Raw genomic sequence first — 26,004 nt, forward strand, 5'->3', positions numbered from 1 at the left:
CCAATGAAGTACAGTTTGGTAAAAATTAAGGAGCATCCTGAGCTGGTCCACCAGGCCGCCTTTTGGTTTCAGCATTGCTTTGGCATTCCAGAGGAAAGCTACCGGCAGAGTATGGAGAGGATGCTGGCGGGTTCCGGCCCGGTGCCCGGATGGTATGTGGCTATGGATGGAGACCGGATTGTGGGCGGCCTGGGCGTTATTGAAAACGATTTTCATGACCGGCCGGATTTGACCCCTAACGTGTGCGCCGTATATGTGGACGAGTCCTACCGCTGCCGGGGAATTGCCGGGGCACTACTACACTTTGTTTGTCAGGACATGGCCCAGGCAGGAGTGAGAACTCTTTACCTGGTCACAGACCATACGTCCTTTTATGAGCGCTACGGCTGGGAATTCTTCTGTACGGTCCATGACAAGGAGGGCCCGGCCCGGCTCTATAGGCATGATATACCGCGCGTCGCGCCAGAACAGAAAATTTCCCTGTGTGGCGATAACTGTGCGGTCTGTCCCCGGTATCAAGCCCACAGCCAGGAGGAACTGCATGCTGTAGCGAAGCTCTGGCATAAGATTGGATGGCGGGATCGGGTACTGCCACCTGAGGAGATACAGTGCAAGGGCTGCGCGGCTCAAAAAGAATGTACTTACAATTTAAAGGGCTGCACCGCCGCTCAAGGAGTGGAGTACTGTGCCGCCTGCCGGGATTTTCCATGCAACAGGCTGGAAGCTGTGCTGGAGAAGTCTCGAGAGGGAGAAAATTTGTGTAAAGCGCGTTGTACGCCAGAAGAGTACACTGCCCTAGAGCAGGCTTTCTTCCACAAAGAAGAGAACTTAGAGCTTTTACGGAACCAGTGAAGCCATAGAGAGCGGATAGAGCCGCCTAAAAGAGAAACTAGCCTGGGCAGGTGGACCAGAAGCCCCTGGCCACCGCCTAATTAGAGATGACGGAATGCACACAAATAAAAACACTTCATAAAATGGCATAGCTGATTTTAAATGGGGTGTTCTTATGATCATAATTGACGGCCCTGCTGAGCTCAGCGGGGAGATCACCATTCAAGGGGCGAAAAACAGCACTTTGCCGCTTCTTGCGGCAGCCCTGCTTTGCAAGGGCCAGACAGTGCTGCACAATTGCCCCGACCTTTCGGACGTAGACACCGCCGTTCGAATTTTAGAGCACGCCGGGTGCCGCTGTACCCGGGACGGTCCCGACCTGGTGGTGGACAACGCTGTAACCCGCTGCGAAATCCCCGAGGAACTCATGCGCGGTATGCGGTCTTCCATTGTGTTCCTGGGGGCTATGGTAGCTCGCTGCGGCCAGGCCAGACTTTGTTCGCCAGGAGGCTGCGAACTGGGGCCACGGCCTATTGATTTGCACCTGTCGTCCCTCCGGCGGCTGGGGGTGGAGATTGAGGAGAGCGGCGGCTGGCTGAATTGCCGGGCCCCTAAAGGGGTGCAGGGATCTTATGTGTCCCTGGCTTTCCCCAGTGTGGGGGCTACTGAAAACTTAATCCTAGCGGCTGTATGCGGCCAGGGCACCACGATTATTGCCAACGCGGCCCGGGAGCCGGAGATTATGGACTTGGCCGAGTACCTAAACCGCTGTGGAGGCCGGGTGTACGGAGCAGGGGAGAGCTGTGTGATTATTGATGGAGTAAAGGAGCTCTTCGGCAGTGAACACCGGGTGATGCCAGACCGCATTGCCACAGTGACGTACATGGCGGCCGCGGCAGTGACCGGCAGCAGTGTGACCTTGCGGGATGTGGACAATACCCACATCCTTCCCATGCTAAGCCCTTTTGAAGAGTCTGGCTGTGTGGTTCGTCAGCTTAGCGGCTGCCTAAACATTATGGCGCCCCGGCGGCTAAACCCGGTAAAACATATCCGCACCATGCCCTACCCGGGTTTTCCCACCGACGCCCAGCCAGCGGTGATGAGTATGGCCGCAGTGGGCCGGGGCACCAGCGTATTTGTAGAAAACATATTCGAGAACCGTTACCGCCATGCCGACGGCCTGCAACGGATGGGCGCGAAGATCAAGGTGGAGGGAAAAGTGGCGGTGGTAGAGGGAGTTGAAAGGCTAACAGGCGCCTCGGTAGAGGCAGCGGACCTGCGGGGCGGGGCGGCGCTCGTGGTTGCCGGCCTTGCGGCCCAGGGGCGGACCCAGGTCAGTGGGGAAGCGTTTATTCGCCGAGGCTATGAGAACCTGGTGGGGTGTCTGGCAGACCTGGGAGCACGCGTTAGAAATGAGGGAGAGGAAACAGGACAATAAGTAAGATACGCTAACAATATGGCACTGTAAAAAAGCTTATTGAAGTGGAAGATTCGTCACTTGTGGAAAACTCGGGAAATAAAAAGGGGTGAGAGTATGGCAAGGCAAGGCCGTTCCCGAAAGGGTGTGTGGGATGAAAACGACTTTATCGATATTCATTCTCATTCCAGCGGCGAACCACCGCAGTATGATTGGTTCGTAAATAGACAGAAAAACCGTGGCCCTATGGAGCAGCCGGAAAGCCGCCGCGTCCGCCCGCCAGCTGGACCAGCCGGCAGCCGCCGGGAACCCCGCCGGCCAGCAAACTTGAGTAGCCGAGAGACAGGCCGCGCACCATCTGGCAACAAAAAAAGACCGCCGGCGAGCCGGGGGGCTCCATCACAGAGAAAAGCCCCGCCAGAACCGGCTTCTCGAAAGCGTACCTCGAATTCCCGAAGAGCATCGCGGGGGGAACCAGAGAGAACATCGCGTCCTTCCCGTAATGAAATTCCCCGTAAACGCCGGAAACCTATGGGAAAGGCCAAACGTCGGATACTGATGATACTGGGGCTTTTCGTTATGCTGACCGGCACAGGCTTTTTAGCCGAGTCGCTGTTGTTCCGGGTCACAGGCGTACGGGTAACTGGAGACCCTGTGTATCCGGAAGAACAGATTAAGACCATTTGCAATTTTAAAGCAGGAGATAACCTCTTATTCATCCCTACCGGTGAAAAGGAACGGGCCTTGCAAGAGCAGTTGCCCTATATTGGCAAGGCCAAAATCAGCCGGCGAATTCCCGGGACTGTGGTGATTGAGGTCGCGGCGGCCCAACCGGCCTGCTGTATACAGGTGGGGGGCAGCTGGCTGGTAGTGGACGGAGGAGGCAAGGTGCTGGAAAACCGCGCCGACCCCATACAGGGGATTTTACAGGTTTCAGGCCTTGCGCCCTCTGCCGCTCAGCCGGGAAAAACAATTGTTTTGGAAGATGAGGCGGCAGCTGCCGCGTTTACAGAGATTGTGGAGAAGGTCAGCCAGCTGGAGGCCGCCAATGATTTTACCCGATTGAATATGGCGAATATGGAAGACATCCGTCTGTGGTATCAGGACCGTGTGGAATGCAAGCTGGGTGGAACCGCGCAGCTGGATTACAAGATACAGACCGGCTACAACTTATTCCACAATGAAGGAGAGCGGGGCATTGGCCAAAACGAGAAGGGGGTGCTGGACCTATCCTACTCGGACACCAAGACTTTTTATTTTTCTCCGGGAGAGGTGGATCCCAGCACTGCGGTGCAGGCAGCTCCGCCCACGGAATCTGGCGAGCAGGAACCTGGCGGGGAGCATCCTCAAAATTCCGAGCCAAGCTCTGAAGAGCCCACCGCTAGCCCAGAGGGAAGGGGGGCGGGCATTCCAGATCAGCCCTTTACCGGCTAACGCCATATCTTGTGGCCAGTAGTAACAGAGGACCGATTCGCGGGAAGAAAGAAAGAAAAACAATTTTTTTCAGCCCTTTTTTTGAGAATTTCCTTGAAATTTTCCCGAAAAAGTGATAGATTATACCATGTAACGGTTTAGTTAACGTAAGTCGGCCTGTGCAGTATTCGGGCCGCGGCGTGTTTAAAAAGAGAAAGGCTGGAAAAACAGGCGTTTCCAGCTTTTAGGGCTAGGGAGGCCCGACCCGAAACCTGGGTAGACAAAACTCTGGAATCCGCGCCGCAGGGGGACTTTTCTCAAAATGTCCGCTCCAAACATGGAACGGAAGATCAAAAAACGGGGCGCGGGCCCCAAACTAGCGAAAACGGTAGGCGAGGCCGCAAGGGCTTTGAAAAGATATTGTGGCGGGAAAAAAGTAGCCTGACCGGCCGCAGATGTAGCCTAATGTCTCGTCGGGAAAGGAAGATGGTAAAAAATGCCTTTTGAAGTTGATAATCTGTTGGATGAAACTCCCCAGACCATAAAGGTAGTGGGGGTAGGCGGCGGCGGCGGAAACGCCGTAAACCGCATAGCCAGCGCAGGAGTACGCAGCGTAGAATTAGTTTGTATGAATACGGACAAGCAGGCCTTACAGCGCAGCCAGGCCTCTATAAAGGTACAGCTGGGCGAAAAGCTGACCAGTGGCCGGGGGGCTGGCTCCAAGCCTGAAGTGGGCGAGAAGGCGGCTGAAGAAAGCCGGGAGGTTATCTCTCAGACCCTGAAGGATGCAGACATGGTGTTTATCACTGCGGGTATGGGAGGCGGTACCGGCACGGGCGCGGCTCCTGCTGTAGCAAAGATTGCCCGGGAGCAAGGGGCTCTTACGGTGGGAATCGTCACAAAGCCGTTTGCTTTTGAGGGCCGCCGCCGTATGGAACAGGCTGAAAAGGGCATTGCGGCCCTGCGGGAGCACGTGGACTCTTTGGTGGTCATTCCTAATGAGCGCCTTAAACTGGTAAGCGACGAGCGTATTACCCTGGCCAATGCTTTTTTGGTGGCAGACGACGTGCTGCGCCAGGGTGTGCAAAGTATTTCCGATTTGATTCAGCTGCCCGGTATCGTTAACCTGGACTTTGAGGACGTGAAGTCTGTAATGCAGGACGCCGGCTATGCCCATATGGGCGTGGGCCATGGCACTGGCAAAGACAAGGCGGAGCAGGCGGCTATGGCGGCAATTTCCAGTCCCTTACTGGAAACCAAAATTGCCGGGGCTCGAGGTGTGATCATCAATATTACATCCAGCCCGGATATTGCCTTGGATGAGATTGATACCGCGTCACAGATTGTTACCGAGCGGGCACACCCTGATGCCAACATTATTTGGGGCGCCACGTTTGATGAGTCCATGGAGGATTCCATGAATGTGACTGTGATTGCTACGGGCTTTGAGGGCATGAATGGAGAGAAGAGCAAGCCTGCCCTGGATCTGGACTTGGATGAGGACTTTCTAAGCTCTTCACCCGCGGCGGATCCATCGCCAGTGGTCTCCAGCCGCAGCAGTTCATCAATGCGGAGCGGTTCTTCTGTGCGGAGCAGCCAGAGTATTCGCGGTACCGAGCCTCGGGTAGATCCGGCCGTGATAGATGATGATGATACGTTTACAGACATTATGTCTATCTTTAATCGCAAATAATCAACATAATTTTGGTGGAGTTAGTTATGGGAAATTTAATTCAAGGAGTACATCATATTGCTGTTAAGCCCACGGCAGAGCAGTATCAGGAGACAGTGGAATTTTACACCAAGCTCTTGGGGATGGAAGTGGTGAAAAGTTGGGGCGATCCCCAGCGGCCTTGTCTGATGGTCTCCTGCGGAGACAACAGCTGTATGGAAATCCTTAGCGGTGAAAGTGAAATTCCCGCCGGGGGTCCTTTGGCGCATGTGGCCTTTGCCACAGATAAGGTGGACGAGATTATTGAAAAGGTCCGCGAAGCTGGCTATGAGGTGACCAATGAGCCTGCCGACGCGAATATTGGGGGCAATATGCCTATCCGTATTGCCTTTTTCTATGGGCCTACCCACGAGCATATTGAGTTGTTCTGGGAAAAATAGTATTTTGCCGAAGTGTCTGACGGCTCTTGGCCCAGGTGCCGGGAGCCGCCTTTTTATATCATGCGGACTGTTTGAACCATCAAAGACCCATATGCTGGGGCTGGCGTATTTGCTTCCCTGCGCGGTCGGCGTCTAGCTGATTTTTGACCACATGATACAAGCAAGGAGGGAGTGAATGGACAAAGACTTTTTACTGAAGGTCTATGGCGGTTTATATGGCTCTGAAGCTGGACCATGGAATCTTTCAGCAGAGCAGAAGTATCTGGAGTATCGAATCACTGCCTTTTTTGAGGAGAACTTTTTAGTAGAAGAAGGTGCGGAGCTCTGCAATGTGGGCATTGGCGCGGGCTATTGGGACCGATATCTCAGTTATCAGCTGAAGGGCGGCAAATTGACCAGTATCGACATCAATGAAGAGATATGCCGCGCCTTGGAGGCTTGCTTGAAAAATGAGGGCAACCCAAACCCTGTAACAGTCATCCATAAAGATGTGATGGACTGTGGGGAGCTGGAGGAGCGTTTTGACATTGTAACCATGGTGGGATCAGCCCGAATGGAGAGTGGACTGTTCCAGACCATTCTGGTACAACTATTCCGTTTTTTAAAACCAGGCGGCAGCTTGTACTACCAATCGCTAGATCCGAAAGAGGATCGCGGAGCGGTGGAGGCTTTGTGCATAGAGCGGGGCTTCCAAGTGGAACGGTACCTGCTGGATGAAGCATATGGACGAAAAGCCCAGTATTGGAAAATTACCAGAGTGTGAAACCAGAAAATGTGAGAGGGAGCGGAAGCGGCGCCAAGCCTGTGTGCTGGGCCGCTTCTTCATTACCGTAAGGAGGAAGGGATATGCCGCGGCTGACTGAAATGAAAAATATTGGGGCTGAGATGGCCAGCAAGCTGGAAGCGATTGGAATAGATTGTCCTGAGAAATTGTTAGAAATAGGGGCAAAGGAGGCATTCCGGCGGCTAAAAGAGACTTTTCCCAATGTCTGTCTAGTGCATCTGTACTCTTTGGAGGGCGCGGTGACAAACACGGAGTTTAACGCCCTTTCAGAGAAAAAGAAGAGGGAGCTGAAGGTGCTTAGCGATTCACTAAAGGAAGGGGAACGATTATGCCGTTGAAAAATATCCAGCAGCCAGAGGTCATTCTGCTGACAGAGACCTTGCGTCTCAAGCGTTATAATGGCCATTATGAGCTGGCCCTGGCCGGTTACCAGGACCCCTATGTGTACCAGAACTCTGAGGGAATTTTTGACCAAACCAAAATCCCAGATCTAAACTATGTAAAGGGAATGTGTGAGTACCTAGACAAAAACGGAGAACTCTACTTTATAGAGGTGCTAGAGGATGAGCGGTACACTGCTGTGGGAGATGTGACAATGAAGGCGGAAAATCCGCCTATTGCCATTTGGTATGAGAAGTACCGGGGGAAAGGTCTGGGGAGCCTAGTGATGGGGGCGGTCATTAACCGCATGCGGGCCTTGGGCTATAAGAAAATACGGAATTCCACTGTATACAAGTGGAACGAGGCCTCTTTTCGGCTGCACCAGAAGCTGGGCTTTCAGGTGGTTCGGGAGACAGATCAGGAGTATTATCTGGATTTGGAGCTAATGCGGGAGGAAAATATGATGGAAGAAATCAGACTGAACACCAGCGAACTGAAAGAAAAGGCGGCCCAGCTGCGGGCGGGCCAGCGGGTGCTGCTTAGCGGCACGGTTTATACCAGCCGGGATGCCGCCCACAAGCGCATGACAGAGATCCTGGACAGGGGCGAGGAGCCGCCCTATCCTTTGGCGGGCGCAGCCATTTACTATGCTGGACCTACCCCGGCGCCAGCGGGGCTGGCCATTGGCTCCTGCGGACCCACCACCAGCACCCGAATGGACCCCTATACCCCCCGATTTCTTGATCTGGGCCTAAAATGCATGATTGGCAAGGGAAAGCGTAGTCAAGAGGTGGTACAGGCCATGCGGCGCAATGGTGCGGTATATCTGTGCGCCATCGGCGGGGCAGGGGCCTTGGCGGCAAAATGTATTGTGGGCTGCGAAGTCATTGCTTTTGAGGATCTGGGGTGTGAGTCGGTGAAGCGTCTGGAACTGCGGGATTTTCCACTGATTGTAGGAATCGATAGCTTGGGCGGGAGCATATTAGTCTAAAAGCGAGGACCAAAATGTTATTGAGAAGTGATTTTTACTTAATCGGGGCCTTGCTCTTGGGTGTGGGATGTACCGGAGCTTTTATTATGAGGGTGAGAATTCACAGAATCTTTTTTTCGGGGCTGGCCGCCGCTTATATTATAATTGTGCTGGGCCTGACGCTGTTTCCCATCCCGTACCAGGAAGCAGGGCGTTTTGCGCCGGCTCCTCATAATTTAATTCCCTTCCGCACTATACCGGCCAGGGCAAAAAGACGGCACTTTCTCTATTTTCAAACCAGCCCTAATAAAATTTATCTGGAGAAAATATTTAAGGCAAAAGGAGAGAATGATGTGTTTGACGGACTGATGCGCCTGCTAGTGAGGAACTATGGCAGCACTGATCCCGCTGTGCGGGAAAAGAGCGGCCAGGTGGCTGGGGGAGTGGGCATTGCCACAAACTTGCTGCTGTTTGCCATCAAGCTGGCTGCGGGGCTTCTCTCTCACAGTGTAGCCATTATGGCGGACGCTATCAATAATTTAACGGACTCGGGCTCATCCATTATTATGTTGGTGGGCTTCAAGTTGGCCGGAAAGCCTGCCGACCAGGAGCATCCCTTTGGCCATGCCCGTATCGAATATCTCTGTGGAGTGATCGTATCCTTTATTGTGCTGTTCTTGGGCCTGGAGCTGGGCAAGAGCTCGGTGGAGAAAATTTTTTCGCCAGAAACGGCGGCTTTTGGTCCCGTGACTTTGAGCATTTTGGTGGTTTCTGTAGCAATGAAGTTATGGCAGTGCCTCTTTTACCGCAGCGTAGGGAAAAAGATCGGCAGCCAAGCCCTGGTAGCTACTGCCAGTGATAGCCGGAATGACGTGGTTGCCACTCTTGTAGTGCTTTTGGGCGCAGTGGTTACGGCAGCCAGCGGCTGGCACCTGGATGGCTGGTTGGGGCTGGCGGTGGCTGCGTTCATAGTGGTGTCTGGGGTTAAGTTGGTGATAGAGACCGCCAACCCTCTTTTGGGTGCGGCCCCGGACCAGGAGCTGGTGGGCCGGGTGTATGAGAAGATCCGCTCCTACCCAGGGATTATTGGAATCCACGACTTGACGGTCCACAGCTATGGAGAGGGCCGCTGCTTTGCCAGCGTCCACTGCGAGGTGCCGGCAGAGGAGGACATCCTGGTCAGCCACGACCTAATCGACAATATTGAACGGGACTTTCTTAGTGATGAGGGAATCCATCTGGTCATCCATCTGGATCCCATTGTCACCGGTGACCTCAGGACGCAGCAGCTGCGGGAACAAGTTCTGGAGTGTGTGAAGGACGTCTATCCTCAGGCGGCCATTCACGATTTTCGGGTGGTATGGGGGGTGACCCACTCTAACATTGTATTTGACGCGGCAGTGCCCTTTACGTTGAAGGATAGCGATGAGCGGGTAAGGAGCAATATTACCCACAGAATAGAAGAGCTGGACCCCGCGTACCGAGTGGTGCTAACCGTGGACCGGGAGGGCGTGGTCCATGAAATGGAACGCTAAAGGTTGTGTGGGGGCTCATAATTAAGTGGTAGGATTTTATGCTTAATGGCAACCGACAGCAAAGCTATCAGGTGTCAGAAGGGGGAATTTCCAATGTGGCGCCAGTGTAGTAGTGGTTCAGGATCTCTTGGTAGGTAGCGCCGTTTTTGGCCATAAACACGGCTCCTGCCTGGCTCATGCCCACCCCGTGGCCCCAGCCTCGGACCGTGAAGTGGAAGCTTCCCTCTGCATATTCCCAGGAGAAGCACGCGCTTCTCAGCCCAAAGGCGGCTCGCAGCTGGGCACCAGTAACCTTTTTGCCGCCCAGCAGCGCGGATTTCACGAGCCGGGAGGGGGTGTACTCTACATTAGAAAGCCATTCCTCCGCAGGACCAGAGAGATCTGGTGGGTCCTCCGTGAAGTATTCCGCAGCGGCGGATTTCAGAGCTTCTTCCGTAAGATCAATGCGGCTTAGATAGCCGTCGCTAAAAGCGTCCCCGGGGCTAGCCACTGCTTGCAGATAGGGGTGTTCCAGCCCTGCCGAAGGGGACCAAACATTTTCCACGGCCTCTGTGCTGCCTGGGGAGATAGCAAAGTAACAGCACAGTGCGGACTGGCCCCCGTAAGTAAGCTGCTGGCCATAGACCGCATCTACCACTTTCGTCAGTAAACTGTGGTACTGGTCAAAGTCTTCCCCCCAGCGCTCCCGCATGGCGCTTTCAGGCACATAGACCAGCCAGCGGCTGGGGTCGTAGGTAATCACCTGTCCTTCGGCCCGCAGGCGGCTGTAGTAGCTGTAAGAAGCTACAGCCTGGGCCTTTAGTGCTTCTTCGGGGGAGGAAAGGTCCATCTCGCAGGCTAGACAAGCGGCTAAAAACTCTTTGCCCTCTACGGTGACGGTCTCTCCTGTACTATTTTCTGTTAAAGTGAAGGTGTCGGGCTCTTGGGCGGTATTCCCAGGCAGCCGCTGGCCCTGTAAAAAGTCCGGAGCAGGTCCCAAAGCGGAGGATGTAGAGCCGGCGGTAGATGGAGCGGACTCTTGCTCCACCGGAGTTTGGGGAGAATCGCTGGGGGAAAGAGCGTCCACATGGCCCGCGCCGTAAATGGCGGCCGGTGCTAAGGTGAGAATGAGATAAAGCGCTAAAAAGGCCAGCAGCAGCCGTTTGCCGCCAGAGGAGCCGGTGTTTTTCATAGGGAAGCCACGTCCTTTCCTCTAATTTTTTGACACTCCAAAAGTTTGCTGTTTTTAAATTTCTTGTGGGATAATATTTCAAAAATACCCTTCTTACCCATAGATTATTTGGAGGTTTTCATTAAATTTTGCATTTTTATAGATGGCCTATTGCAAAATCTCTTGACTTGTTCGGGAGGAATGTATAAAATAGTAGAATCACGCAAAAGGAGGACCATACCATGCAGCGCCTAAACAACGAGAGTCCGCAGAGTACCACCATCCAGGAGCTTTGCGCCGAATATTGCGCGAATAACACAATTTCAAGAGAACAATACGAGCATTATGATGTAAAACGCGGCTTACGGAATGCCGATGGCACTGGTGTGATGGCCGGTCTGACCCATGTGTGCAATGTGCATGGCTACCTTATTGCCGACGGAGACAAAATTCCTGACAAAGGACGGCTTACCTATCGGGGCATCAGTATCGAGGACATTGTAGCGGGATGTCAGGCCGAGGGACGGTTTGGTTTTGAAGAGATCGTTTGGCTGTTAATTTTCGGTAAACTGCCTAACCGCAGGCAGTTTAACCGTATGTGTAATCTACTATATGATAACCGGGAGCTGCCCGAGTATTTCCCAGAGGACATGATTATCAAAGCGCCCTCCAAAAATGTTATGAATAAGCTGGCCCGGTCGGTGATGGCTCTGTATTCTTATGATGACGACCCAGAGGACAGTTCGCTGGAGAACAACATGCGCCAAAGTATCTCTCTTATTGCCCGGATGCCCTCTATTATGGCCTATGCCTACCAGGTAAAGCGCCGGCATTTTGATAAAAAGAGCATGTTCTTCCACCCCTACGAGCCCAGCCACTGTACTGCCGAGGCCATTCTGAACGCTCTGCGTCCAGACAGGCAGTTTACCCGGAAAGAGGCTGAGATGCTGGACCTATGCATGGTGCTGCATGCAGAGCATGGCGGCGGAAATAACTCTACCTTTACCACTCGGGTGCTCACCTCGGCGGGCACAGATATTTATTCGGCCATTGGCGCGGCGGTTGGCTCTTTGAAGGGCTACCGTCATGGTGGAGCGAACCACCGGGTGCGACGGATGATGGATGAAATCATGGAAAACGTGAAAGACTGGCAGGACGAGGACGAGGTGTGCACCTACCTGGAGAAGATTCTGCGGGGTGAGGCGGGCGACGGCAGTGGGCTGATCTATGGGGTGGGCCATGCCATCTATACTTTGTCCGATCCACGGGCGGTGATTTTAAAAACCCAGGCCCGCAGCTTAGCGGTCGAAAAAGGTTACGACAAAAAGCTGGCCCTATATGAGCTGGTAGAACGGCTTGCACCAGGCGCTTTCTTTAAGGTGACCGGGAATGAGAAGGTCATTAGTGCCAATGTGGATTTCTATTCGGGCCTGGTATATGAAATGCTGGGAATTCCAGAGGATTTGTTCACCCCCATGTTTGCTGTGTCCAGAATTGCCGGCTGGTGCGCCCACCGCATTGAAGAGCTGACTACAGGAGGCCGCATTATGCGTCCGGCCTACCGGGCGCTTCCGGTGAAGCAGGCCTATGTGCCGCTGGATCAGCGGTAACACAGGGCAATGGACATCCTTCCCTACAAGCCTATTAGAAACAGCCGGCAGATATGCCTAGACACAAAAAATTGTGAGGAAAGGGACCCTGTAGGGTCCTTTTTTTCCGCGGGGAACAGTAGGGGCAAAAAACTATTGGAAAATAGGCGGGATTGTGGTACAATAGAATCTAAGATGCTTCGGGAGATGAAACGATATGAATCACATCAAAGGAAAGGCCATGGCCATGGGGCTGGCTGCTGTGCTGGCGGGAGCCGTTTTGGGGATCGTTCTAAGGCTGGTTCTGATGCAGAACTTTTTCGATTATGACACGGGATTCTACACGGATAACGGTCTGATGGCCTGGCTTAGCCTAGGGGGGCCTGTACTGGGGGCGGCGCTGGCGGGGTTCTTCTGTTACCGGGGCAGGGAGCTGTTTGGCGGTTATGAGTGGAAAAGAGCCACAGGCACTGGCGTGCTTGCATGCCTGTCTGGAGTCTTTTTGCTGCGGCTGGGGGTCATAATGGCCCAGGATTACCACAATTTCTTAAACTCCGGTCTGTCCCAATACGACTCGGTGAAGCAAGGCGTCTTGCATGTGTTGTTTATTGTGGCCAGTCTGATATTTGGTTTGGTGCAGGTGGCCACTTCTATAGGCTTTATTCTAGGAAAAAATATTTTCAAAAAACTGCCCCTGCTTTACCTGGCTGGTCCATTTTGGGGGATTTCTTATCTGATTTTGGTGTATCTGTTTTACGCCAAATCCTCTTCGGTGGTGGAAAATATTTTTGCCGTGATAGGCGCTGCGGCGCTGCTGCTAAGCCTATTCTACATATGCCGGATTTTTGCTGGAGTAGAGGTGTCTGGCGCGGCCAGACGGCTGTTTGCTGCTGGTGGGGTGGCGGTTACAATGGTAGTGAGTTATGTGGTGGGGAATATAGCATTGTTTTTTCAGGGGAAAACCTATGCGGGCGAAATGCCTGTGGAGTGCCAGATGGGCGGTCTGCTGACAGCTCTGTTTGTACTGTCATTTATGTGTCATTACAATCAACATAGAATTTCAGATCCTAAGAAGATTCTGGCAGTCGAGTCTGTAACAGCCAGTGGTCCGGGAGAGGAAGATGGCGATGGAGCATAAGGGTACGCAGCGGCTGGATACGCCGCGCCTGGTATTGCGGCGATTCGTCCCGGAGGACCTGGAGTCTTTTTATCAGCACTGTTTAAGTGACAGCCAGGTTTGGCGCTGGACCAGTTATCCCCAGATGGAAGGGATTTGGGAGGCGCAGAGCAAAGCGGGGCTGTTTACCCCTAACTGGTTTGCCGCCTATGAGCGTCCAGACCGCTACAGCTGGGCCATTGCGGAAAAGCCGGAGGGGCCGGCCATTGGCAGAGTATTTGGAATGCATCCGAACGACAGGACCCAGGAGGTGGAACTGGCCTATGAGCTGGGGCAGGCGTTTTGGGGACAGGGCTATATGACCGAGGCTGTGCGGGCTGTGCTGCGGTTCTTTTTTGAGGATGTGGGCTTTTTCCGGGTTCATGCTTACCACGCGGACCAGAACCCCGCCTCTGGCCGGGTAATGCAAAAATGCGGGATGCGCTATGAGGGGATCATGCGCAAGGCCTGCGTGTGTAACGGCGGACGGTTCGACCAGGTAAACTATGCCCTGCTGAGGGAGGAGTATAGGAAGGAAAGCTGATGGGAACCGGGGGGTGAAAGAATATTTCAGGCTGATTATTCTTGGTAAAGGCTTGTATTTTTGGAAGAAATGTATTAAAATAAGAGTAGTTCGGCACCCCATCAAATTACAGGAGGTCATTCCAATGTCTGTAAAAGTTGCTATCAATGGTTTCGGCCGTATTGGCCGTCTGGCTTTCCGCCAGATGTTCGGCGCTGAGGGCTACGAGGTTGTGGCCATTAACGATCTGACCAGCCCCAAGATGCTGGCTCATCTGTTGAAGTACGACTCCGCCCAGGGCCGCTACGCTCTGTGCGACAAGGTGGAGGCCGGTGAGGACTCCATTACTGTAGACGGCAAGACCATCAAGATCTATGCCGAGAAGAACGCCGCCGACCTGCCCTGGGGCGAGATCGGTGTGGATGTTGTGCTGGAGTGCACTGGCTTCTACTGCTCTAAGGAAAAGAGCCAGGCCCATATCGACGCGGGCGCTAAGAAGGTTGTTATCTCCGCCCCCGCCGGCAAGGACCTGAAGACCATCGTGTTCAGCGTGAATGAGCAGACCCTGACCGCTGAGGATACCATCATCAGCGCGGCTTCCTGCACTACCAACTGCCTGGCCCCCATGGCCAACACCCTGAACAAATACGCTCCCATCCAGAGCGGTATTATGACCACGGTGCATGCTTTCACCGGTGACCAGATGGTTCTGGACGGCCCTCATCGTAAGGGTGACCTCCGCCGCGCTCGTGCCGCCGCTGTGAACATCGTTCCCAACAGCACCGGCGCTGCCAAGGCCATTGGTCTGGTTATTCCCGAGCTGAATGGCAAGCTCATTGGCTCTGCCCAGCGTGTTCCCGTGCCCACTGGCTCCACCACTATCCTGGTGGCTGTTGTGAAGGGCGAGAACGTTACCGCTGAGGGGATCAATGCCGCGATGAAAGCCGCTGCCTCTGACTCCTTTGGCTACACCGAAGAGCCCCTGGTTTCCTCCGATATTATCGGCATTACCTATGGTTCTCTGTTTGATGCTACCCAGACCATGGTTACCGAGATCGGCGACGGCTTGTATCAGGTGCAAGTAGTTTCCTGGTATGACAATGAGAACAGCTACACCAGCCAGATGGTGCGCACGATTAAGTACTTTGCTTCCATCTAAAAACAGAAGAATTGCGTAAAAAAGAGTTCGACAGCGAAAAAGCCCCGGAAAAATTGGGGCTTTTTCTATTTTGTTTTGTGGCTATTTTGTTTACTAAGCTGGGAAAAGTCAGTGGTTTGGGAATAAATTATCCGTTCCTGTTATAAGGGAGTCTTGGCTGTGAAAAAGTGGTGCGAGGAAGCGTTTGAAGGGAAGATGGAGGTGACGGGTTATCTTTATGGGGGAAAGACGGAGGGATACTGCCGCAACGGCGAGGAAGTTGGCAACCTTTACACCTGTACCTATGGCTGTCCAGTGAACCGGCAGGACCATGATATTTCCCCTAATACCATGATAATTCTATTCCCTATTATGGAGGCGGTGCGCAGCGGCGGCAATCTGCAAAATCTAGGCGGCAGCGGGAAATACTGTAAGGATGTGGTGTGCCCGGACGGCTGCGTAAAGTTTCGCGTGACAGCGAAGAAGCGGGAAGAGCAGAACTTTTTTAAAGGAAATCTCCCGACGGAGGATTTGTATCATGATTGAAATTATATCTTGGACAAAAGAGTTGGCGGGGCAGCTGCGCCAGGTCTTTGGAGAACGGCTGTGGTTTGTGGGGTACCAGGGCAGTTATGGCAGGGGAGAGGCTGCGGAGAATAGCGATATTGATATAGTCACAGTGTTGGATACTGTAACGACAGCGGATTTAAGCAGATACCGGGAGACGGTACGAACCATGCCCCAGAGTGAGCTGGCCTGTGGGTTTATCTGCGGAGCGGCGGAGCTGCGGGCTTGGCCCCGGTTCGACTTGCTGGGCCTGGTGCTTGACACCAAGCCGGTGCTAGGCAGTTTGCAGGAGATGACGCCGGAATTTACGCAGGCGGATCTACGGCAAGCCATAGCTGCCGGTTCCTCGGCAATTTACCACGGTCTCTGTCATAGCTATCTGTATGATAAAGACCCCCGGGCTGTGTTGCCCGCACTGTGTAAATCCGCATTTTTCTGCCTGCGGCTTTTGGCTTTGGAGCGCACAAAGGTCTACTATGCGTCCAAAAGAGAACTGCTGCCTGCGCTGGAAGGGCAGGAGAGGGAGATCCTGGAGTGGTCCATTACGCCGGAGGTTCTGGCGCAACAGAATACAGAACGTGTTTATGCACAACTGATGGAATGGAGCCGCCGCGCTATGGGGGCGTAGCGGTGTACAAAAAAAGTTCGAAAAATTCTTGACTCGAACACCGTGTCGTACTCTATACTGGGAACCAGGAAGGAGCGAGGGCCATGGAACAGGATCAGAGCGTGGAACAGAGGTTGGCTACAGTGACGGAGGTTTCCCAGTCTTTAGGACTTTCCACCAGGATGCTTCGCCACTATGAGGAGCTGGGGCTGGTGAAAAGCCGCCGCCGGGAGGGCTATGCCTATCGCCTGTACGATGAGGAAGCAGTACGGCGTTTACGTCAACTCATTGTTCTGCGTAAGCTGCGTATTCCCCTAAAGCAGGTGAAATGTGTTCTGGACGATCCCACTGCTCTAGAGGCCATCCGGGTCTTTCAGGAAAAACTGGAGGAACTGGACCAGGAGCTGGACGCCCTGGGCACCATTCGCGGCATTCTGGGCGATTTGCTTTCTACGCTGAAGCGCCGCTGCTGGCTGTCCGCCGGCGCGGCTATGCTAGACGATTCCCAGCTGATGGGGCTGGTTTCATCCCTGCCTTCTCCGAATTTGCATATAGATGAGGAGCGTACAAAAAAAATGGAAGATTTAAACCGTGCGGAGGAAAACGCCGCCAAGCTGAAGGATGTACGTATTGTGCACCTGCCCGCCTCGACGGTGGCCGCTGCCCGTTATTTTGGGCCGGACCCCGAAGACCACGCGGGGAAAATGATCGCGGACTTTGTCCGAGAGAACAGGCTGTGGGAGATTGGGGATGTGCGGGAGTATGGCTTTAATTCCCCCAATCCGCCCCCAGAGGGCGGAACCTATGGCTACGAGTTCTGGGTCACCATTCCCGAGGATTTGGAGGTACCCGCGCCGCTGGAGAAAAAACATTTCCCTGGAGGCACCTATGCGGCGCACTGTATCCAGATGGGCAATTTCCACGAGTGGGGATGGCTGTTCCAGTGGGCTTATGAGAGCAAAGAGTACGAGATCAACGGCTCAGACACGCCTGAGAATATGTATGGTTGTCTTGAAGAGCACCTAAATTACCATACGCATATTCAAGAGACTACGGAGGGTGAGCCTTGGATAGCGCAGCTGGATCTGCTAATTCCAGTGAAGCGGAAAACAACGTCTAAGGGATAGAAAAAGGGGGCCGGGAGACCGGCCCCTTCTGGTTGACAGAGGGGAAAAATGAAAATATAATATAATTGGCGAAAGCAGAGTGCATCCAAGACGAAGGGTTCATCTGGCGACCCCCTGGTATGGTTCAAAGGGGGGAGAATGTGGAGATTTGGCAAAGCCAGCTCTCTGCCGGAGGCCATAGCATTGTCCCTGGGAGCTACTTTTGGGCACTTCCCTAAAAAACAGGAAAGAAGGAGAAAACCATGCGAAGAAAGGACCGGGAAATTACAGATAAAAATGAGATTATGAAGATTCTCTCCCAGTGTCAGGTGTGCCACCTGGGAATGTGCCGGGATGGTCAGCCCTATGTAGTTCCATTAAATTTTGGGATGGAGGCGGAAAACGGGGAGCTTACGCTGTATTTTCATGGGGCGAAGGAGGGGCAAAAGCTGGACTTTATCCGGGAAAATCCCCAGGTTTGCGTACAGTTCGACTGTGGTCACCGTCTTTTAGAGGGAGATATTGCCTGTGCACATACGTTTGCGTATGAAAGCGTCATTGGCTTTGGCCGAGCGGAGATTTTGGAGGAGCATGAGCAAAAGGCCCAGGGCCTGACGGCTATCCACCGCCATATTACTGGCAAGGAATTTACCTTTACCCCTCAGCAGACGGAAACCGTTGCTGTGCTGAGGGTGGTAGTAGATATGGTATCCGGAAAGCGGCGTCCCGCCGTGTAGAGAGGACGATAGAAAAATATATGGCAACCCCGCACAATTCTAAGCACCGTCTTGCTTGTACATTTTCCGTGATAGCGCACAGCGTTCGCTTGTCAATGGTGAGATGGACGGCGCTCAATCTGTACCCTCTGACGAAAAATCTGACTGCACAATACGGTACTTAGAATTGTGCGGTATTGCCATATGGCTGTCAGCGTTTTGGGACCTAAGTTTTTATCGGAATTTTCAATGCGGGAAGCCTTGAGCCGCCGGAGAAGCTCTTGTGATTTTTTAGACATCTCCGGTAGGGGAGATCGGTGTTTATAACTTGCATAACCGCCAGGAAAACCGGCCATATTATACGCAAAAGCTGAAAGGAGACTTTGCGTATGAACTGTCACATTATGGGCCTGCGGGTGGATCACCGCCGTACCAATGCCCCAAAACTGCAAAAAACTCTGACTCATTATGGATGTAATATCAAAATGCGGGTGGGCCTGCACCAGGCCGGAGAGCTGGGATGTTCGGACGACGGACTCATCGTTCTGCAGGTTTGCGGCAAGCCCGGCGAGGCGGGCCAGATGCTGGAAGAGCTGAATGGAATGGATGGCGTGACCGCAAAACTGATGGAGATTTGATGGGCAAAAGGATCAAGAAGGGCCGGGTAAAAACTGAGGCTGGACAGATTGAAAAATTTTTTTAAAAAACGTTTGCTTTTTCTGCTTCTTTGGGGTATAATCACCATAATAAGAGGGGGACGCCCCCCTATTTCAAAGGAGTGTTCTTACCATGAAAGTAGCTGTTATAGGCTGCGGTACTATTGCCAATGCGGCCCATATTCCGTCCTATATGAATAACTCTGAGGCAGAAATTAAGTATTTCTGCGACATTATTCCCGAACGAGCCCAGGCTGCTGTAGAAAAGTACGGCTGCGGTACTCCTGTAGAGGATTATCATGATGTGCTGGCCGATCCCGAGATAGAGGCTGTTTCTGTCTGTACCCCCAATAATGTCCATGCGCAGATCGCGATGGATGCTTTGCGCGCGGGTAAGAATGTGCTGTGCGAAAAACCCGCCGCCCGTACCTATGCCGAGGCGCAGGAGATGCAGAAGGTACAGCACGAGACTGGAAAAGTACTGAATATCGGCGTGGTAAACCGTTTTAACGATGGTGTGAACCGCATTAAAGAGTATATTGATTCCGGTAAGCTGGGCAATATCCACCATGTGTATGTAAGCTTCCGGGCCCATCGCTCCATCCCCGGCTTGGGCGGTGCATTTACCACCAAGGCCATTGCAGGTGGCGGAGCCCTTATTGACTGGGGCGTGCATTACCTGGACATTGTTATGTATTGCTGTGGAGACCCCACGGTTAAGACTGTTTCCGGCGAGACCTTCTGCAAGCTGGGCAAGGATATGAAGAACTATGTGTATACCGACATGTGGGCCGGCCCGCCCAAGTACGACGGCACCTATGACGTGGACGACTCGGTTACTGGTATGATCCGTACCTCGGGCCCCGTCATCACTTTGAACGGCGCCTGGGCCCAGAATATTGGCGAAAGCGAGCAGTACATTGACTTTATGGGCGATAAGGCGGGGATCCGCCTGTATTATGGCTCCAAGTTTGTGCTGTATACCACCGAAAATGGCGCGCTGGTGGAGTACTCTCCCAAGTATAACAGCCGGGATATGTTCCAGACTGAAATCAACTCCTTTATTGAATGCATCAAGACGGGCAAGAAGCTGCCCTCTCATATTGACACAGTCATTATCACGGCTGAGATGATGCAAGCCATCTATGATTCCGCGGAGCAGCACAAAGAGGTTGTGCTGGGTCAGTAAGATAAATGGCTAAAAACGATAATATTCATGCCATACGATTCTACAACAGCCTCTGCCGCTTGAATGAGGAAGCGGCTGCAAAATTTGCCGAAGTCCATCCTCTTTCAAAGTCTGCGGACCATAGAAAGAAATTCTGCTGGGCCCAGGAACAGTGCGAGTTTTTAGAAGAAAACTTCTCTCCTGAGGAAGTGGAAGAGGTCCGTTCCCGCTGCCACTGTGAGGCCCCCGGCACTTTGGCAAAACGGATGCGTAGGTATCTTCAGGATACGGACAACCTGGAAGAGTTTGCCGCCCAGTTTAATGCGAAAGAGAAGTATGTTACGCTGGAAGCTGCGCCTGACGGGCTTCTGTTATGTTATCCCGAGTGCTACTGTGCCTGTGTAAGGCGGGCGGAGGAGCCAATTTCCCGAACTTGGTGTCTGTGTACCCTGGGCCATGTTAAGAGCCTGTTTTATCAGGTATTGGACCGGGAAGTAGAAGTACGGCTGTTGGAATCTATAAAGACCGGTGGGACACGGTGTGTTGTGCAAGTTAAGATTTGAAGGGAGTAATAAGAGAAATGTATCCGTTTTCTATTGGCGCGATGCTGGAATGCTTCCGGCTGGATACTTTGTCCGCCCTGGACCGGGTGGCACAGCTGGGGGCTAGCGGTGTACAGATTCGAGTGACCCACGGGGAATTGACCCCTGAGAACCTCTCTGCGGAAAAGCGCAAAGAGCTGCTGAAAGCCATCAAAGACCGGGGGTTAACGGTTTCTGCCCTGTGCGGCGATCTGGGTCAGGGATTTGGTAATCCGGAAAAGAACCCGGAGCTGATTGAGCGTTCCAAGCGCATTCTGGACCTGGCTAAGGACCTGGAGACCGATGTGGTGACGACTCATATCGGCGTGGTACCTGGAGAAAAGGCTCATCCCCGTTATGTGGTTATGCAGGATGCCTGCGGCCAGTTGGCTTTGTATGCTGATTCCATGCAGGCCCATTTTGCGATAGAGACTGGCCCCGAAACCGCTATGACTTTGAAGGGATTTTTGGACGGGCTGCATTCCACCGGCGTAGCTGTAAACCTGGACCCCGCCAACTTTGTAATGGTGACGGGTGATGATCCGGTGCAGGCAGTGTACACCCTGAAGGATTACATTGTGCATACCCATGCCAAGGACGGTCGCCGTCTGCGGTATGTGGACCCGGAGATTATCTATGGCCTGGAGGAGGCGGAGATGCTGGGGGACACCTCTTTTATTGAGCTGCCCCTGGGCGAAGGCGATGTGGATTTTAAGAACTACCTAAAAGCCCTAAATGACATTGGTTTTACCGGCTTCCTAACCATCGAACGTGAAGTAGGTGACGATCCGGCCAAGGATATTAGTATGGCAGTGCGGTTCTTAAAGGAACTAATTCAGTAAACAACAAATAGAAAAGCAGCTGCGCCGATAAGTCTGTTTACTACTGGCTTAATGCGCAGCTGTTTTTTTACAAGAAATGGGTTGTAAATTGGCGCAAAGGGTGGTAAAATTCTTATTGTCTAGCGAAGGGATATGGGATTCTTAATTTTCCCCCCAAAATGATAGCAACTGACAGAAGAAGCAATGAGAGAGAAACGGAGGACATAAACATGGAGGGTGAATCACCGAAACATCTCTGGCCATTAAAGGTTGACGCGGCCGGAGTAAAGAAGTTTTTGACGATTAATGCGGGAGTTTTTTTGCTGTCGTTGGGAGTGTACTTTTTTAAATTCCCCAACAACTTCACCACAGGCGGCGTGAGTGGTTTGTCCATTATTTTGGGCAGGTTTATACCAAATCCAATACTCTCCCCAGCAACAATGATGTCTATTATCAATATTTTTTTGCTGGCAGTGGGCTTTATTTTTCTAAGTGCAGATTTTGGTTTTTGGACTGCATATTGTAGTATCATGTTTTCTTTGGAAACTTGGGTGATGGAAAAAATCTTTCCCATGGAGGTTCCTTTTACCGACCAACCTTTGTTAGAGTTATGCTTTGCCATTATGCTGCCTGCGGTAGGATCAGCATTGCTGTTTAATAATAATGCGTCCAGTGGCGGCACGGATATTGTGGCAATGATTTTGAAGAAGTATACTGGGTTGACAGAAATTGGCAAAGCACTTTTTGTCAGCGATGGACTAATTGCCCTTTCCTCCTGTTTTCTTTTTGGTATGCGGACGGGTCTTTTTTCGCTGCTGGGCTTGTTTCTTAAGGCGTTTGTGGTGGATTCTGTAATTGAAAGCATTAACCTGTGCAAATTTTTTGCCATTGTCACATCAAAACCTCAGGAAATTTGCGACTATATTATTAACGACCTGGGCCGTAGTTCTACGGTTATCGACGCAATGGGAGCATATACCCATGCGGGGTGTAAAGTGGTGCTCATTGCATGCCGTCGGGGCGAGGCAGTGCATTTGCGCCAAAAATGTAAGCGGATTGACCCCAACTGCTTTATGTTTATTACCAATACCAGCGAAATTATCGGTAAGGGTTTCCGTTCGGTGTAGAGAAGGGGCCTGGAAAAGAGCAAAAGGAGGACTATGGTGGACAATCAGTATAAAGACGAATTTTTTGAGATATTCCAGCAGCATGTAACCCGTGAAGGGAGTGAAAGGCTATTAAACTGGCTAGCTTGCACCGATTTTTTTACCGCACCAGCCAGCACAAAGTTTCACTGTGCCTGCGAGGGCGGTCTGGCCATGCATAGCCTAAATGTATATCATGTGCTGAGAAATAAATACTTTAATGAGGGAGATAGTGAAGAGAGCTTTGCTCTTTGCGGTCTGCTTCACGATGTGTGTAAGGCCCAGTTCTATAAAATTTCTACCCGCAATGTAAAAAATGATGAGACTGGCCAGTGGGAGAAGCGGCCCTTTTACTCTGTGGAGGACGCCTTTCCCTATGGACATGGAGAAAAATCCGTGTTTCTAATTGAACGCTTTGTTCGTCTGAAGCCTGCCGAGGCTATGGCGATCCGCTGGCACATGGGAGGTTTTGACGAGGCGGCTCGGGGAGGCAGCTTTGGAATAAGCCTGGCATATGATCGGTATCCTCTGGCGGTAAAGCTCCATCTGTCAGACCTGGAAGCCACCTACTTACTGGAGCATGGTACATCGGCGGTGCCCAAGTAGCGGGTTTTGAGAAAGGAAGCGAGGCTATGGACGCGATAGCGGCCTTTGACTTAACAAAACAGTATGATGGGAAACCGGCGCTGCGGGGCATCAACCTGCAAGTGCCGGAAGGCCGGGCCATGGCCTGCGTAGGGAGAGAAAATGCCGGCAAGACTACTTTGGTCCGGCTGTTGGCGGGGTTACGCAGGCCCACCTCCGGCGAGTGCAGCGTGCTGGGGCTGGCGCCTGCCTTTGAGGCAGCTCGACTGCACAGCATGGCAGGCGTGGTGCTGCACACGGCCCGGCTGTATGATACGCTGAGTCTTTCGGAAAACCTACGGTTTTTCGCGGGGATTCATGGCGTTACGAAAAATCAGGCGGTGGAACGCTCCTCTGCTCTGATGCATCGCTTGGATATTTGGGAGGAGAGGGACAAGCGTCCGGTCGATTTGCCAACCGGAGTGCTGCACCGGGCCAGCTTGGCCCGGGCGTTGATGCACCGGCCCCGAGTGGTCATGATCGACGAGCAGGGTGCGGGCATGGACCGGGAAACCACTCAGCGGGTGGGAGAGCTGGTAAAATATAGCGTACAACAAGAGGGCGTTACCGTCTTGATGTGTACGCAGAATATGCAGTATGTGCAGGAAATCTGTGATGGCTTCGCTTTGCTGCATCAGGGGATTTTATTGGCCCGGGGAGACATGGAGACCCTGCGGGTGGGGGGCGGCCTGCGACTGAGGGCTGCGCTGCGTATGGCCCCAGGAGAGGCAGGACCGCAGAATTTCCACTTGGTGGGGGACCAGTGGCAGCGGGAAATACAGTCGGAAAGCGAAATGCCCAAGCTGATTGCCCAGGTAGTGGGCCAAGGGGCTAGCTTGTACGAAGCCCGGGTGGTGCGGCCGGGTTTGGAGGAGATTTATCAGGCCTATTTGGATAGAGGCAAACGAAGGGAGGCAAGCCTACATGCCGAAACAAGCCGAGAATACGCGGCCGGCCCATGCCCAGAGGATGAAGCAGCCGGCACAAAAGCGTAGGTTCATTTCATCGGCGGAGATTTTGCTGGTGCGTAAGGACATGGGGGACATCTGGGCAAAAAACAGCCAGAGAGTTTTGTTAATGTTACTCCCCCTCACCTTGGCGGTGGGGCTGCCGGTAGTATACTTTGCGGCTATTTCTCTACTGCCGGTGGAAGCTGGAGCAAAAATGCCCCAGGCTCTGCTGAATTTGCTGCCCCGCTATGCCGTGGGGCTGGACTACCGCCAGACTTGGTTGGTAGCTTTTACAGATCTTCTGTGTCCGTTGTTGCTGTCCTGTGTACCGATATTAACGGCAGCGGCTTCGGCTAGCTTTGCTTTTGTCACGGAGCGAGAGCGAGGCACCTTGGAGACCCTACTGCTTACCTCTTTGGACGCTAAGTCGGTATTTCATGCCAAGGTGACTGGTTGCACCATTCTTTCGGTATTGATTTCGGCGGCAGCGTTCCTCATGTTTTTCCTTACAGCCTTTATCGCCGATCTATTTATGGGTACTCCTGTGTTTTTTAGCCTGGAATGGCTAGCGCTTCTGGTGTTAATTTTGCCAGTATTGTCGTTCTTCTCTGTGAATTTTGTGGCGCTGATTATTACCCGGGTACACAGCACGGTGGAGTCTTTGCAGACAATGGGCTATTTGATCCTGCCAGTGACGATATTGTACCTGGTCCAGTTTACCGGGATGTTTCGGGTGAACTTTTGGGTGTTGCTTATTTTGGCCTTGGTGCTGGGAACCGCGGATATTGTGCTGTTCAATATGGCGGCCCGAAGTTTTGTCCCAGAGAAGTTATTAGAGGACCGGGTGGAGGAGTAAGAGCTTTCCTCTTGACAGCAAACTATAAATCTGCTAAATTATGAGTAATTATATTTGAAAGGATGATTAATATGGAAATCCATTTTTCTCCCAAGGGCGTTTGCAGTAGGCGTATTGACATTGTTTTGGATGGCGATGTGATCCAGTCGGTGAAGTTTACAGGCGGATGCAACGGTAACACCCAGGGCATTGCGGCATTAGCCCAGGGCATGACTGTGAAGGAGTATATTGACCGCTGCAAAGGAATTAACTGTGGTGGAAAAGGAACTTCTTGTCCCGACCAGCTGGCCATGGCATTAGAAGAGGCTTTGGCTGCGGCGGCAATTTAAGACAAAAAGCAAGAGGGCTGCCTATATTGGGCAGCCCTCTTTTTCTTCCTACTTAGCAGCAGCCATTGTTGCAGCCGTTGTTGCAGCCACAGTCGTTGCCGATGCTGTTAAAGCCGCCGCCGCAGCCACCACAGCACAGCAGGAGAAGAATGATGATGACGATCCAGGAACAACCATTGTTACACATTGAAGAGCGCCTCCTTTCGTTTACATTCCATACTATTCCCAGGGGCAAAAACTGTGACGGACTTTTTAATGGATAAAAACAGTTAAAATATAGAGATATAAAGAGATATAATCAAAAAATTAGAACATAAATTGAAATAAACTGAAATTTTACGAACTATTCTATATTGACAAAAGGAATAAAAATCGATAAACTAAAGTCAAAGAAAGTCAAAGACAAATTGAAAGGGACATTGTTATGAGGATCAGCGATAGCGTGGCCAATTATATCCTAGAGCTGCTGAACCAGGCAGGGGGAATTGCAGAAATCCAGCGTAACGAATTGGCCAATGTGTTGGGGTGTGTGCCTAGCCAAATCAACTATGTACTTACATCCCGGTTCACGCCGGAGCAGGGATTTTTGGTGGAAAGCCGCCGGGGGGGTGGGGGATATATCCGCATTACCCGGCTCCAGCTTTCCACAGCAGATATGATAATGCATATGATTAACGCGATAGGGGAGGCTCTGGATAGCGCCACAGCCCGAGTGATGTTGCAGAATATGGTGCAAAGCGGGGTGCTAGACCGTTCCTCGGCAGAGCTCATTCAGGCGGCGGTCTCAGAGAAATCCCTGTTGGCAGTGCCAAAAGAGCTGCGGGACACGGTGCGGGCCATGATCTGCAAGAATATGCTGCTGGTTACCCGGACTTAGGA

General features: G+C 52.4%; 29 protein-coding genes and 1 pseudogene. 28 read left to right on the forward strand and 2 right to left on the reverse strand.

The window, feature by feature from the left end:
• The first annotated feature begins 3 nt into the window (after nt 1–3).
• From U8U68_RS06825 to U8U68_RS06870, 10 genes and pseudogenes are all read left to right on the forward strand, one after another.
• Nucleotides 4–852 (forward strand): GNAT family N-acetyltransferase, encoded by an 849-nt coding sequence (locus U8U68_RS06825; RefSeq protein WP_322200085.1) that lies wholly within the window; start codon nt 4–6, stop codon nt 850–852.
• 154 nt (nt 853–1,006) lie between these two features.
• Nucleotides 1,007–2,269 (forward strand): UDP-N-acetylglucosamine 1-carboxyvinyltransferase, encoded by a 1,263-nt coding sequence (murA, locus tag U8U68_RS06830; RefSeq protein WP_322200086.1) that lies wholly within the window; start codon nt 1,007–1,009, stop codon nt 2,267–2,269.
• A gap of 558 nt (nt 2,270–2,827) precedes the next feature.
• On the forward strand, nt 2,828–3,682 hold the full coding sequence (locus U8U68_RS06835; protein ID WP_322200087.1) for a cell division protein FtsQ/DivIB: 855 nt from the start codon (nt 2,828–2,830) through the stop codon (nt 3,680–3,682).
• Nucleotides 3,683–4,157: 475 nt separating this feature from the next.
• Entirely contained in the window at nt 4,158–5,354 is a 1,197-nt protein-coding gene (gene ftsZ / locus U8U68_RS06840) for a cell division protein FtsZ (RefSeq protein WP_322200088.1), read from the forward strand.
• A gap of 26 nt (nt 5,355–5,380) precedes the next feature.
• Nucleotides 5,381–5,773, forward strand: a complete 393-nt coding sequence (locus tag U8U68_RS06845; RefSeq protein WP_322200089.1) for a VOC family protein — start codon at nt 5,381–5,383, stop codon at nt 5,771–5,773.
• Nucleotides 5,774–5,948: 175 nt separating this feature from the next.
• Nucleotides 5,949–6,536 (forward strand): class I SAM-dependent methyltransferase, encoded by a 588-nt coding sequence (locus tag U8U68_RS06850; protein ID WP_322200090.1) that lies wholly within the window; start codon nt 5,949–5,951, stop codon nt 6,534–6,536.
• Between the two features lie 83 nt (nt 6,537–6,619).
• Entirely contained in the window at nt 6,620–6,895 is a 276-nt protein-coding gene (locus U8U68_RS06855) for a TfoX/Sxy family DNA transformation protein (RefSeq protein ID WP_322200091.1), read from the forward strand.
• Between the two features lie 170 nt (nt 6,896–7,065).
• Nucleotides 7,066–7,341: pseudogene (locus U8U68_RS06860) on the forward strand (GNAT family N-acetyltransferase); the annotation flags it as partial.
• On the forward strand, nt 7,339–7,929 hold the full coding sequence (locus U8U68_RS06865) for a FumA C-terminus/TtdB family hydratase beta subunit (protein ID WP_322200204.1): 591 nt from the start codon (nt 7,339–7,341) through the stop codon (nt 7,927–7,929). The pseudogene U8U68_RS06860 and the gene U8U68_RS06865, both read left to right, overlap by 3 nt.
• 86 nt (nt 7,930–8,015) lie before the next feature.
• Nucleotides 8,016–9,443 (forward strand): cation diffusion facilitator family transporter, encoded by a 1,428-nt coding sequence (locus U8U68_RS06870; RefSeq protein ID WP_322200092.1) that lies wholly within the window; start codon nt 8,016–8,018, stop codon nt 9,441–9,443.
• A gap of 67 nt (nt 9,444–9,510) precedes the next feature.
• On the opposite strand, the gene U8U68_RS06875 is transcribed toward U8U68_RS06870, so the two are convergent.
• Nucleotides 9,511–10,614 (reverse strand): SpoIID/LytB domain-containing protein, encoded by a 1,104-nt coding sequence (locus U8U68_RS06875; RefSeq protein ID WP_322200093.1) that lies wholly within the window; start codon nt 10,612–10,614, stop codon nt 9,511–9,513.
• 221 nt (nt 10,615–10,835) lie between these two features.
• Here U8U68_RS06875 and U8U68_RS06880 point away from each other — a divergent pair, with 221 nt between their 5' ends.
• The 17 genes from U8U68_RS06880 to U8U68_RS06960 all read left to right on the forward strand — a co-directional run bounded on the left by U8U68_RS06880 (nt 10,836) and on the right by U8U68_RS06960 (nt 25,125).
• Nucleotides 10,836–12,203: a citrate/2-methylcitrate synthase gene (locus U8U68_RS06880; protein WP_322200094.1), complete on the forward strand. Its 1,368-nt coding sequence runs from the start codon at nt 10,836–10,838 to the stop codon at nt 12,201–12,203.
• Nucleotides 12,204–12,399: 196 nt separating this feature from the next.
• On the forward strand, nt 12,400–13,320 hold the full coding sequence (locus U8U68_RS06885; RefSeq protein ID WP_322200095.1) for a hypothetical protein: 921 nt from the start codon (nt 12,400–12,402) through the stop codon (nt 13,318–13,320).
• Nucleotides 13,310–13,882 (forward strand): GNAT family N-acetyltransferase, encoded by a 573-nt coding sequence (locus tag U8U68_RS06890; protein ID WP_322200096.1) that lies wholly within the window; start codon nt 13,310–13,312, stop codon nt 13,880–13,882. Before U8U68_RS06885 ends, U8U68_RS06890 begins: the two co-directional genes overlap by 11 nt.
• 124 nt (nt 13,883–14,006) lie before the next feature.
• Nucleotides 14,007–15,020 (forward strand): type I glyceraldehyde-3-phosphate dehydrogenase, encoded by a 1,014-nt coding sequence (gene gap, locus U8U68_RS06895; RefSeq protein ID WP_322200097.1) that lies wholly within the window; start codon nt 14,007–14,009, stop codon nt 15,018–15,020.
• A 159-nt stretch (nt 15,021–15,179) separates the two neighbouring features.
• Nucleotides 15,180–15,545 carry a TIGR04076 family protein gene (locus tag U8U68_RS06900; RefSeq protein WP_322200098.1) on the forward strand — a complete coding sequence of 122 codons (366 nt, stop codon included), beginning with the start codon at nt 15,180–15,182 and terminating at the stop codon, nt 15,543–15,545.
• The gene (locus U8U68_RS06905; protein ID WP_322200099.1) at nt 15,538–16,194 is read left to right on the forward strand and encodes a nucleotidyltransferase domain-containing protein; all 657 of its coding nucleotides are present in this window, start codon (nt 15,538–15,540) and stop codon (nt 16,192–16,194) included. Before U8U68_RS06900 ends, U8U68_RS06905 begins: the two co-directional genes overlap by 8 nt.
• Before the next feature lie 83 nt (nt 16,195–16,277).
• On the forward strand, nt 16,278–17,300 hold the full coding sequence (locus tag U8U68_RS06910; RefSeq protein WP_322200100.1) for a MerR family transcriptional regulator: 1,023 nt from the start codon (nt 16,278–16,280) through the stop codon (nt 17,298–17,300).
• Between the two features lie 242 nt (nt 17,301–17,542).
• Entirely contained in the window at nt 17,543–18,016 is a 474-nt protein-coding gene (locus U8U68_RS06915) for a pyridoxamine 5'-phosphate oxidase family protein (protein ID WP_322200101.1), read from the forward strand.
• 368 nt (nt 18,017–18,384) lie between these two features.
• Nucleotides 18,385–18,633 carry a CPF_0552 family protein gene (locus tag U8U68_RS06920; protein ID WP_322200102.1) on the forward strand — a complete coding sequence of 83 codons (249 nt, stop codon included), beginning with the start codon at nt 18,385–18,387 and terminating at the stop codon, nt 18,631–18,633.
• Between the two features lie 151 nt (nt 18,634–18,784).
• Nucleotides 18,785–19,840 (forward strand): Gfo/Idh/MocA family protein, encoded by a 1,056-nt coding sequence (locus U8U68_RS06925; RefSeq protein ID WP_322200103.1) that lies wholly within the window; start codon nt 18,785–18,787, stop codon nt 19,838–19,840.
• A 5-nt stretch (nt 19,841–19,845) separates the two neighbouring features.
• The gene (locus tag U8U68_RS06930) at nt 19,846–20,382 is read left to right on the forward strand and encodes a DUF6144 family protein (protein WP_322200104.1); all 537 of its coding nucleotides are present in this window, start codon (nt 19,846–19,848) and stop codon (nt 20,380–20,382) included.
• A 17-nt stretch (nt 20,383–20,399) separates the two neighbouring features.
• Nucleotides 20,400–21,242, forward strand: a complete 843-nt coding sequence (locus tag U8U68_RS06935) for a sugar phosphate isomerase/epimerase family protein (protein WP_322200105.1) — start codon at nt 20,400–20,402, stop codon at nt 21,240–21,242.
• 209 nt (nt 21,243–21,451) lie between these two features.
• Complete coding sequence (locus U8U68_RS06940; RefSeq protein ID WP_322200106.1) at nt 21,452–22,348, forward strand: YitT family protein; 897 nt, start codon at nt 21,452–21,454, stop codon at nt 22,346–22,348.
• Nucleotides 22,349–22,381: 33 nt separating this feature from the next.
• Nucleotides 22,382–22,972: an HD domain-containing protein gene (locus tag U8U68_RS06945; protein WP_322200107.1), complete on the forward strand. Its 591-nt coding sequence runs from the start codon at nt 22,382–22,384 to the stop codon at nt 22,970–22,972.
• Nucleotides 22,973–22,998: 26 nt separating this feature from the next.
• A complete protein-coding gene (locus U8U68_RS06950; protein WP_322200108.1) occupies nt 22,999–23,985 on the forward strand; it encodes an ABC transporter ATP-binding protein in 987 nt (328 codons plus the stop codon).
• Entirely contained in the window at nt 23,915–24,796 is an 882-nt protein-coding gene (locus U8U68_RS06955) for a hypothetical protein (RefSeq protein ID WP_322200109.1), read from the forward strand. The genes U8U68_RS06950 and U8U68_RS06955 overlap by 71 nt, the downstream gene beginning before the upstream one ends.
• Before the next feature lie 71 nt (nt 24,797–24,867).
• Nucleotides 24,868–25,125, forward strand: a complete 258-nt coding sequence (locus U8U68_RS06960; RefSeq protein WP_322200110.1) for a TIGR03905 family TSCPD domain-containing protein — start codon at nt 24,868–24,870, stop codon at nt 25,123–25,125.
• Nucleotides 25,126–25,177: 52 nt separating this feature from the next.
• Here the strand turns inward: U8U68_RS06960 and U8U68_RS06965 are convergent, their stop codons facing one another.
• On the reverse strand, nt 25,178–25,312 hold the full coding sequence (locus U8U68_RS06965; RefSeq protein WP_322200111.1) for a hypothetical protein: 135 nt from the start codon (nt 25,310–25,312) through the stop codon (nt 25,178–25,180).
• Between the two features lie 237 nt (nt 25,313–25,549).
• On the opposite strand from U8U68_RS06965, the gene U8U68_RS06970 reads away from it, so the two are divergent.
• Nucleotides 25,550–26,002, forward strand: a complete 453-nt coding sequence (locus tag U8U68_RS06970; protein WP_322200112.1) for a CtsR family transcriptional regulator — start codon at nt 25,550–25,552, stop codon at nt 26,000–26,002.
• Nucleotides 26,003–26,004 lie beyond the last annotated feature (2 nt).

The sequence above is a fragment of the Acutalibacter intestini genome, from assembly GCF_034334985.1.
GTDB classification, from domain to species: Bacteria; Bacillota; Clostridia; order Oscillospirales; family Acutalibacteraceae; genus Acutalibacter; species Acutalibacter intestini.

What these genes read in the sequence shown, in the direction of transcription:
- U8U68_RS06825 (WP_322200085.1), top strand. Translation starts at nt 4, where the DNA reads ATGAAGTACAGTTTGGTAAAAATTAAGGAGCATCCTGAGCTGGTCCAC.
- murA (WP_322200086.1), top strand. Translation starts at nt 1,007, where the DNA reads ATGATCATAATTGACGGCCCTGCTGAGCTCAGCGGGGAGATCACCATT.
- U8U68_RS06835 (WP_322200087.1), top strand. Translation starts at nt 2,828, where the DNA reads ATGCTGACCGGCACAGGCTTTTTAGCCGAGTCGCTGTTGTTCCGGGTC.
- ftsZ (WP_322200088.1), top strand. Translation starts at nt 4,158, where the DNA reads ATGCCTTTTGAAGTTGATAATCTGTTGGATGAAACTCCCCAGACCATA.
- U8U68_RS06845 (WP_322200089.1), top strand. Translation starts at nt 5,381, where the DNA reads ATGGGAAATTTAATTCAAGGAGTACATCATATTGCTGTTAAGCCCACG.
- U8U68_RS06850 (WP_322200090.1), top strand. Translation starts at nt 5,949, where the DNA reads ATGGACAAAGACTTTTTACTGAAGGTCTATGGCGGTTTATATGGCTCT.
- U8U68_RS06855 (WP_322200091.1), top strand. Translation starts at nt 6,620, where the DNA reads ATGCCGCGGCTGACTGAAATGAAAAATATTGGGGCTGAGATGGCCAGC.
- U8U68_RS06870 (WP_322200092.1), top strand. Translation starts at nt 8,016, where the DNA reads ATGAGGGTGAGAATTCACAGAATCTTTTTTTCGGGGCTGGCCGCCGCT.
- U8U68_RS06875 (WP_322200093.1), bottom strand. Translation starts at nt 10,614, where the DNA reads ATGAAAAACACCGGCTCCTCTGGCGGCAAACGGCTGCTGCTGGCCTTT.
- U8U68_RS06880 (WP_322200094.1), top strand. Translation starts at nt 10,836, where the DNA reads ATGCAGCGCCTAAACAACGAGAGTCCGCAGAGTACCACCATCCAGGAG.
- U8U68_RS06885 (WP_322200095.1), top strand. Translation starts at nt 12,400, where the DNA reads ATGAATCACATCAAAGGAAAGGCCATGGCCATGGGGCTGGCTGCTGTG.
- U8U68_RS06890 (WP_322200096.1), top strand. Translation starts at nt 13,310, where the DNA reads ATGGAGCATAAGGGTACGCAGCGGCTGGATACGCCGCGCCTGGTATTG.
- gap (WP_322200097.1), top strand. Translation starts at nt 14,007, where the DNA reads ATGTCTGTAAAAGTTGCTATCAATGGTTTCGGCCGTATTGGCCGTCTG.
- U8U68_RS06905 (WP_322200099.1), top strand. Translation starts at nt 15,538, where the DNA reads ATGATTGAAATTATATCTTGGACAAAAGAGTTGGCGGGGCAGCTGCGC.
- U8U68_RS06910 (WP_322200100.1), top strand. Translation starts at nt 16,278, where the DNA reads ATGGAACAGGATCAGAGCGTGGAACAGAGGTTGGCTACAGTGACGGAG.
- U8U68_RS06915 (WP_322200101.1), top strand. Translation starts at nt 17,543, where the DNA reads ATGCGAAGAAAGGACCGGGAAATTACAGATAAAAATGAGATTATGAAG.
- U8U68_RS06920 (WP_322200102.1), top strand. Translation starts at nt 18,385, where the DNA reads ATGAACTGTCACATTATGGGCCTGCGGGTGGATCACCGCCGTACCAAT.
- U8U68_RS06925 (WP_322200103.1), top strand. Translation starts at nt 18,785, where the DNA reads ATGAAAGTAGCTGTTATAGGCTGCGGTACTATTGCCAATGCGGCCCAT.
- U8U68_RS06930 (WP_322200104.1), top strand. Translation starts at nt 19,846, where the DNA reads ATGGCTAAAAACGATAATATTCATGCCATACGATTCTACAACAGCCTC.
- U8U68_RS06935 (WP_322200105.1), top strand. Translation starts at nt 20,400, where the DNA reads ATGTATCCGTTTTCTATTGGCGCGATGCTGGAATGCTTCCGGCTGGAT.
- U8U68_RS06940 (WP_322200106.1), top strand. Translation starts at nt 21,452, where the DNA reads ATGGAGGGTGAATCACCGAAACATCTCTGGCCATTAAAGGTTGACGCG.
- U8U68_RS06945 (WP_322200107.1), top strand. Translation starts at nt 22,382, where the DNA reads ATGGTGGACAATCAGTATAAAGACGAATTTTTTGAGATATTCCAGCAG.
- U8U68_RS06950 (WP_322200108.1), top strand. Translation starts at nt 22,999, where the DNA reads ATGGACGCGATAGCGGCCTTTGACTTAACAAAACAGTATGATGGGAAA.
- U8U68_RS06955 (WP_322200109.1), top strand. Translation starts at nt 23,915, where the DNA reads ATGCCGAAACAAGCCGAGAATACGCGGCCGGCCCATGCCCAGAGGATG.
- U8U68_RS06960 (WP_322200110.1), top strand. Translation starts at nt 24,868, where the DNA reads ATGGAAATCCATTTTTCTCCCAAGGGCGTTTGCAGTAGGCGTATTGAC.
- U8U68_RS06965 (WP_322200111.1), bottom strand. Translation starts at nt 25,312, where the DNA reads ATGTGTAACAATGGTTGTTCCTGGATCGTCATCATCATTCTTCTCCTG.
- U8U68_RS06970 (WP_322200112.1), top strand. Translation starts at nt 25,550, where the DNA reads ATGAGGATCAGCGATAGCGTGGCCAATTATATCCTAGAGCTGCTGAAC.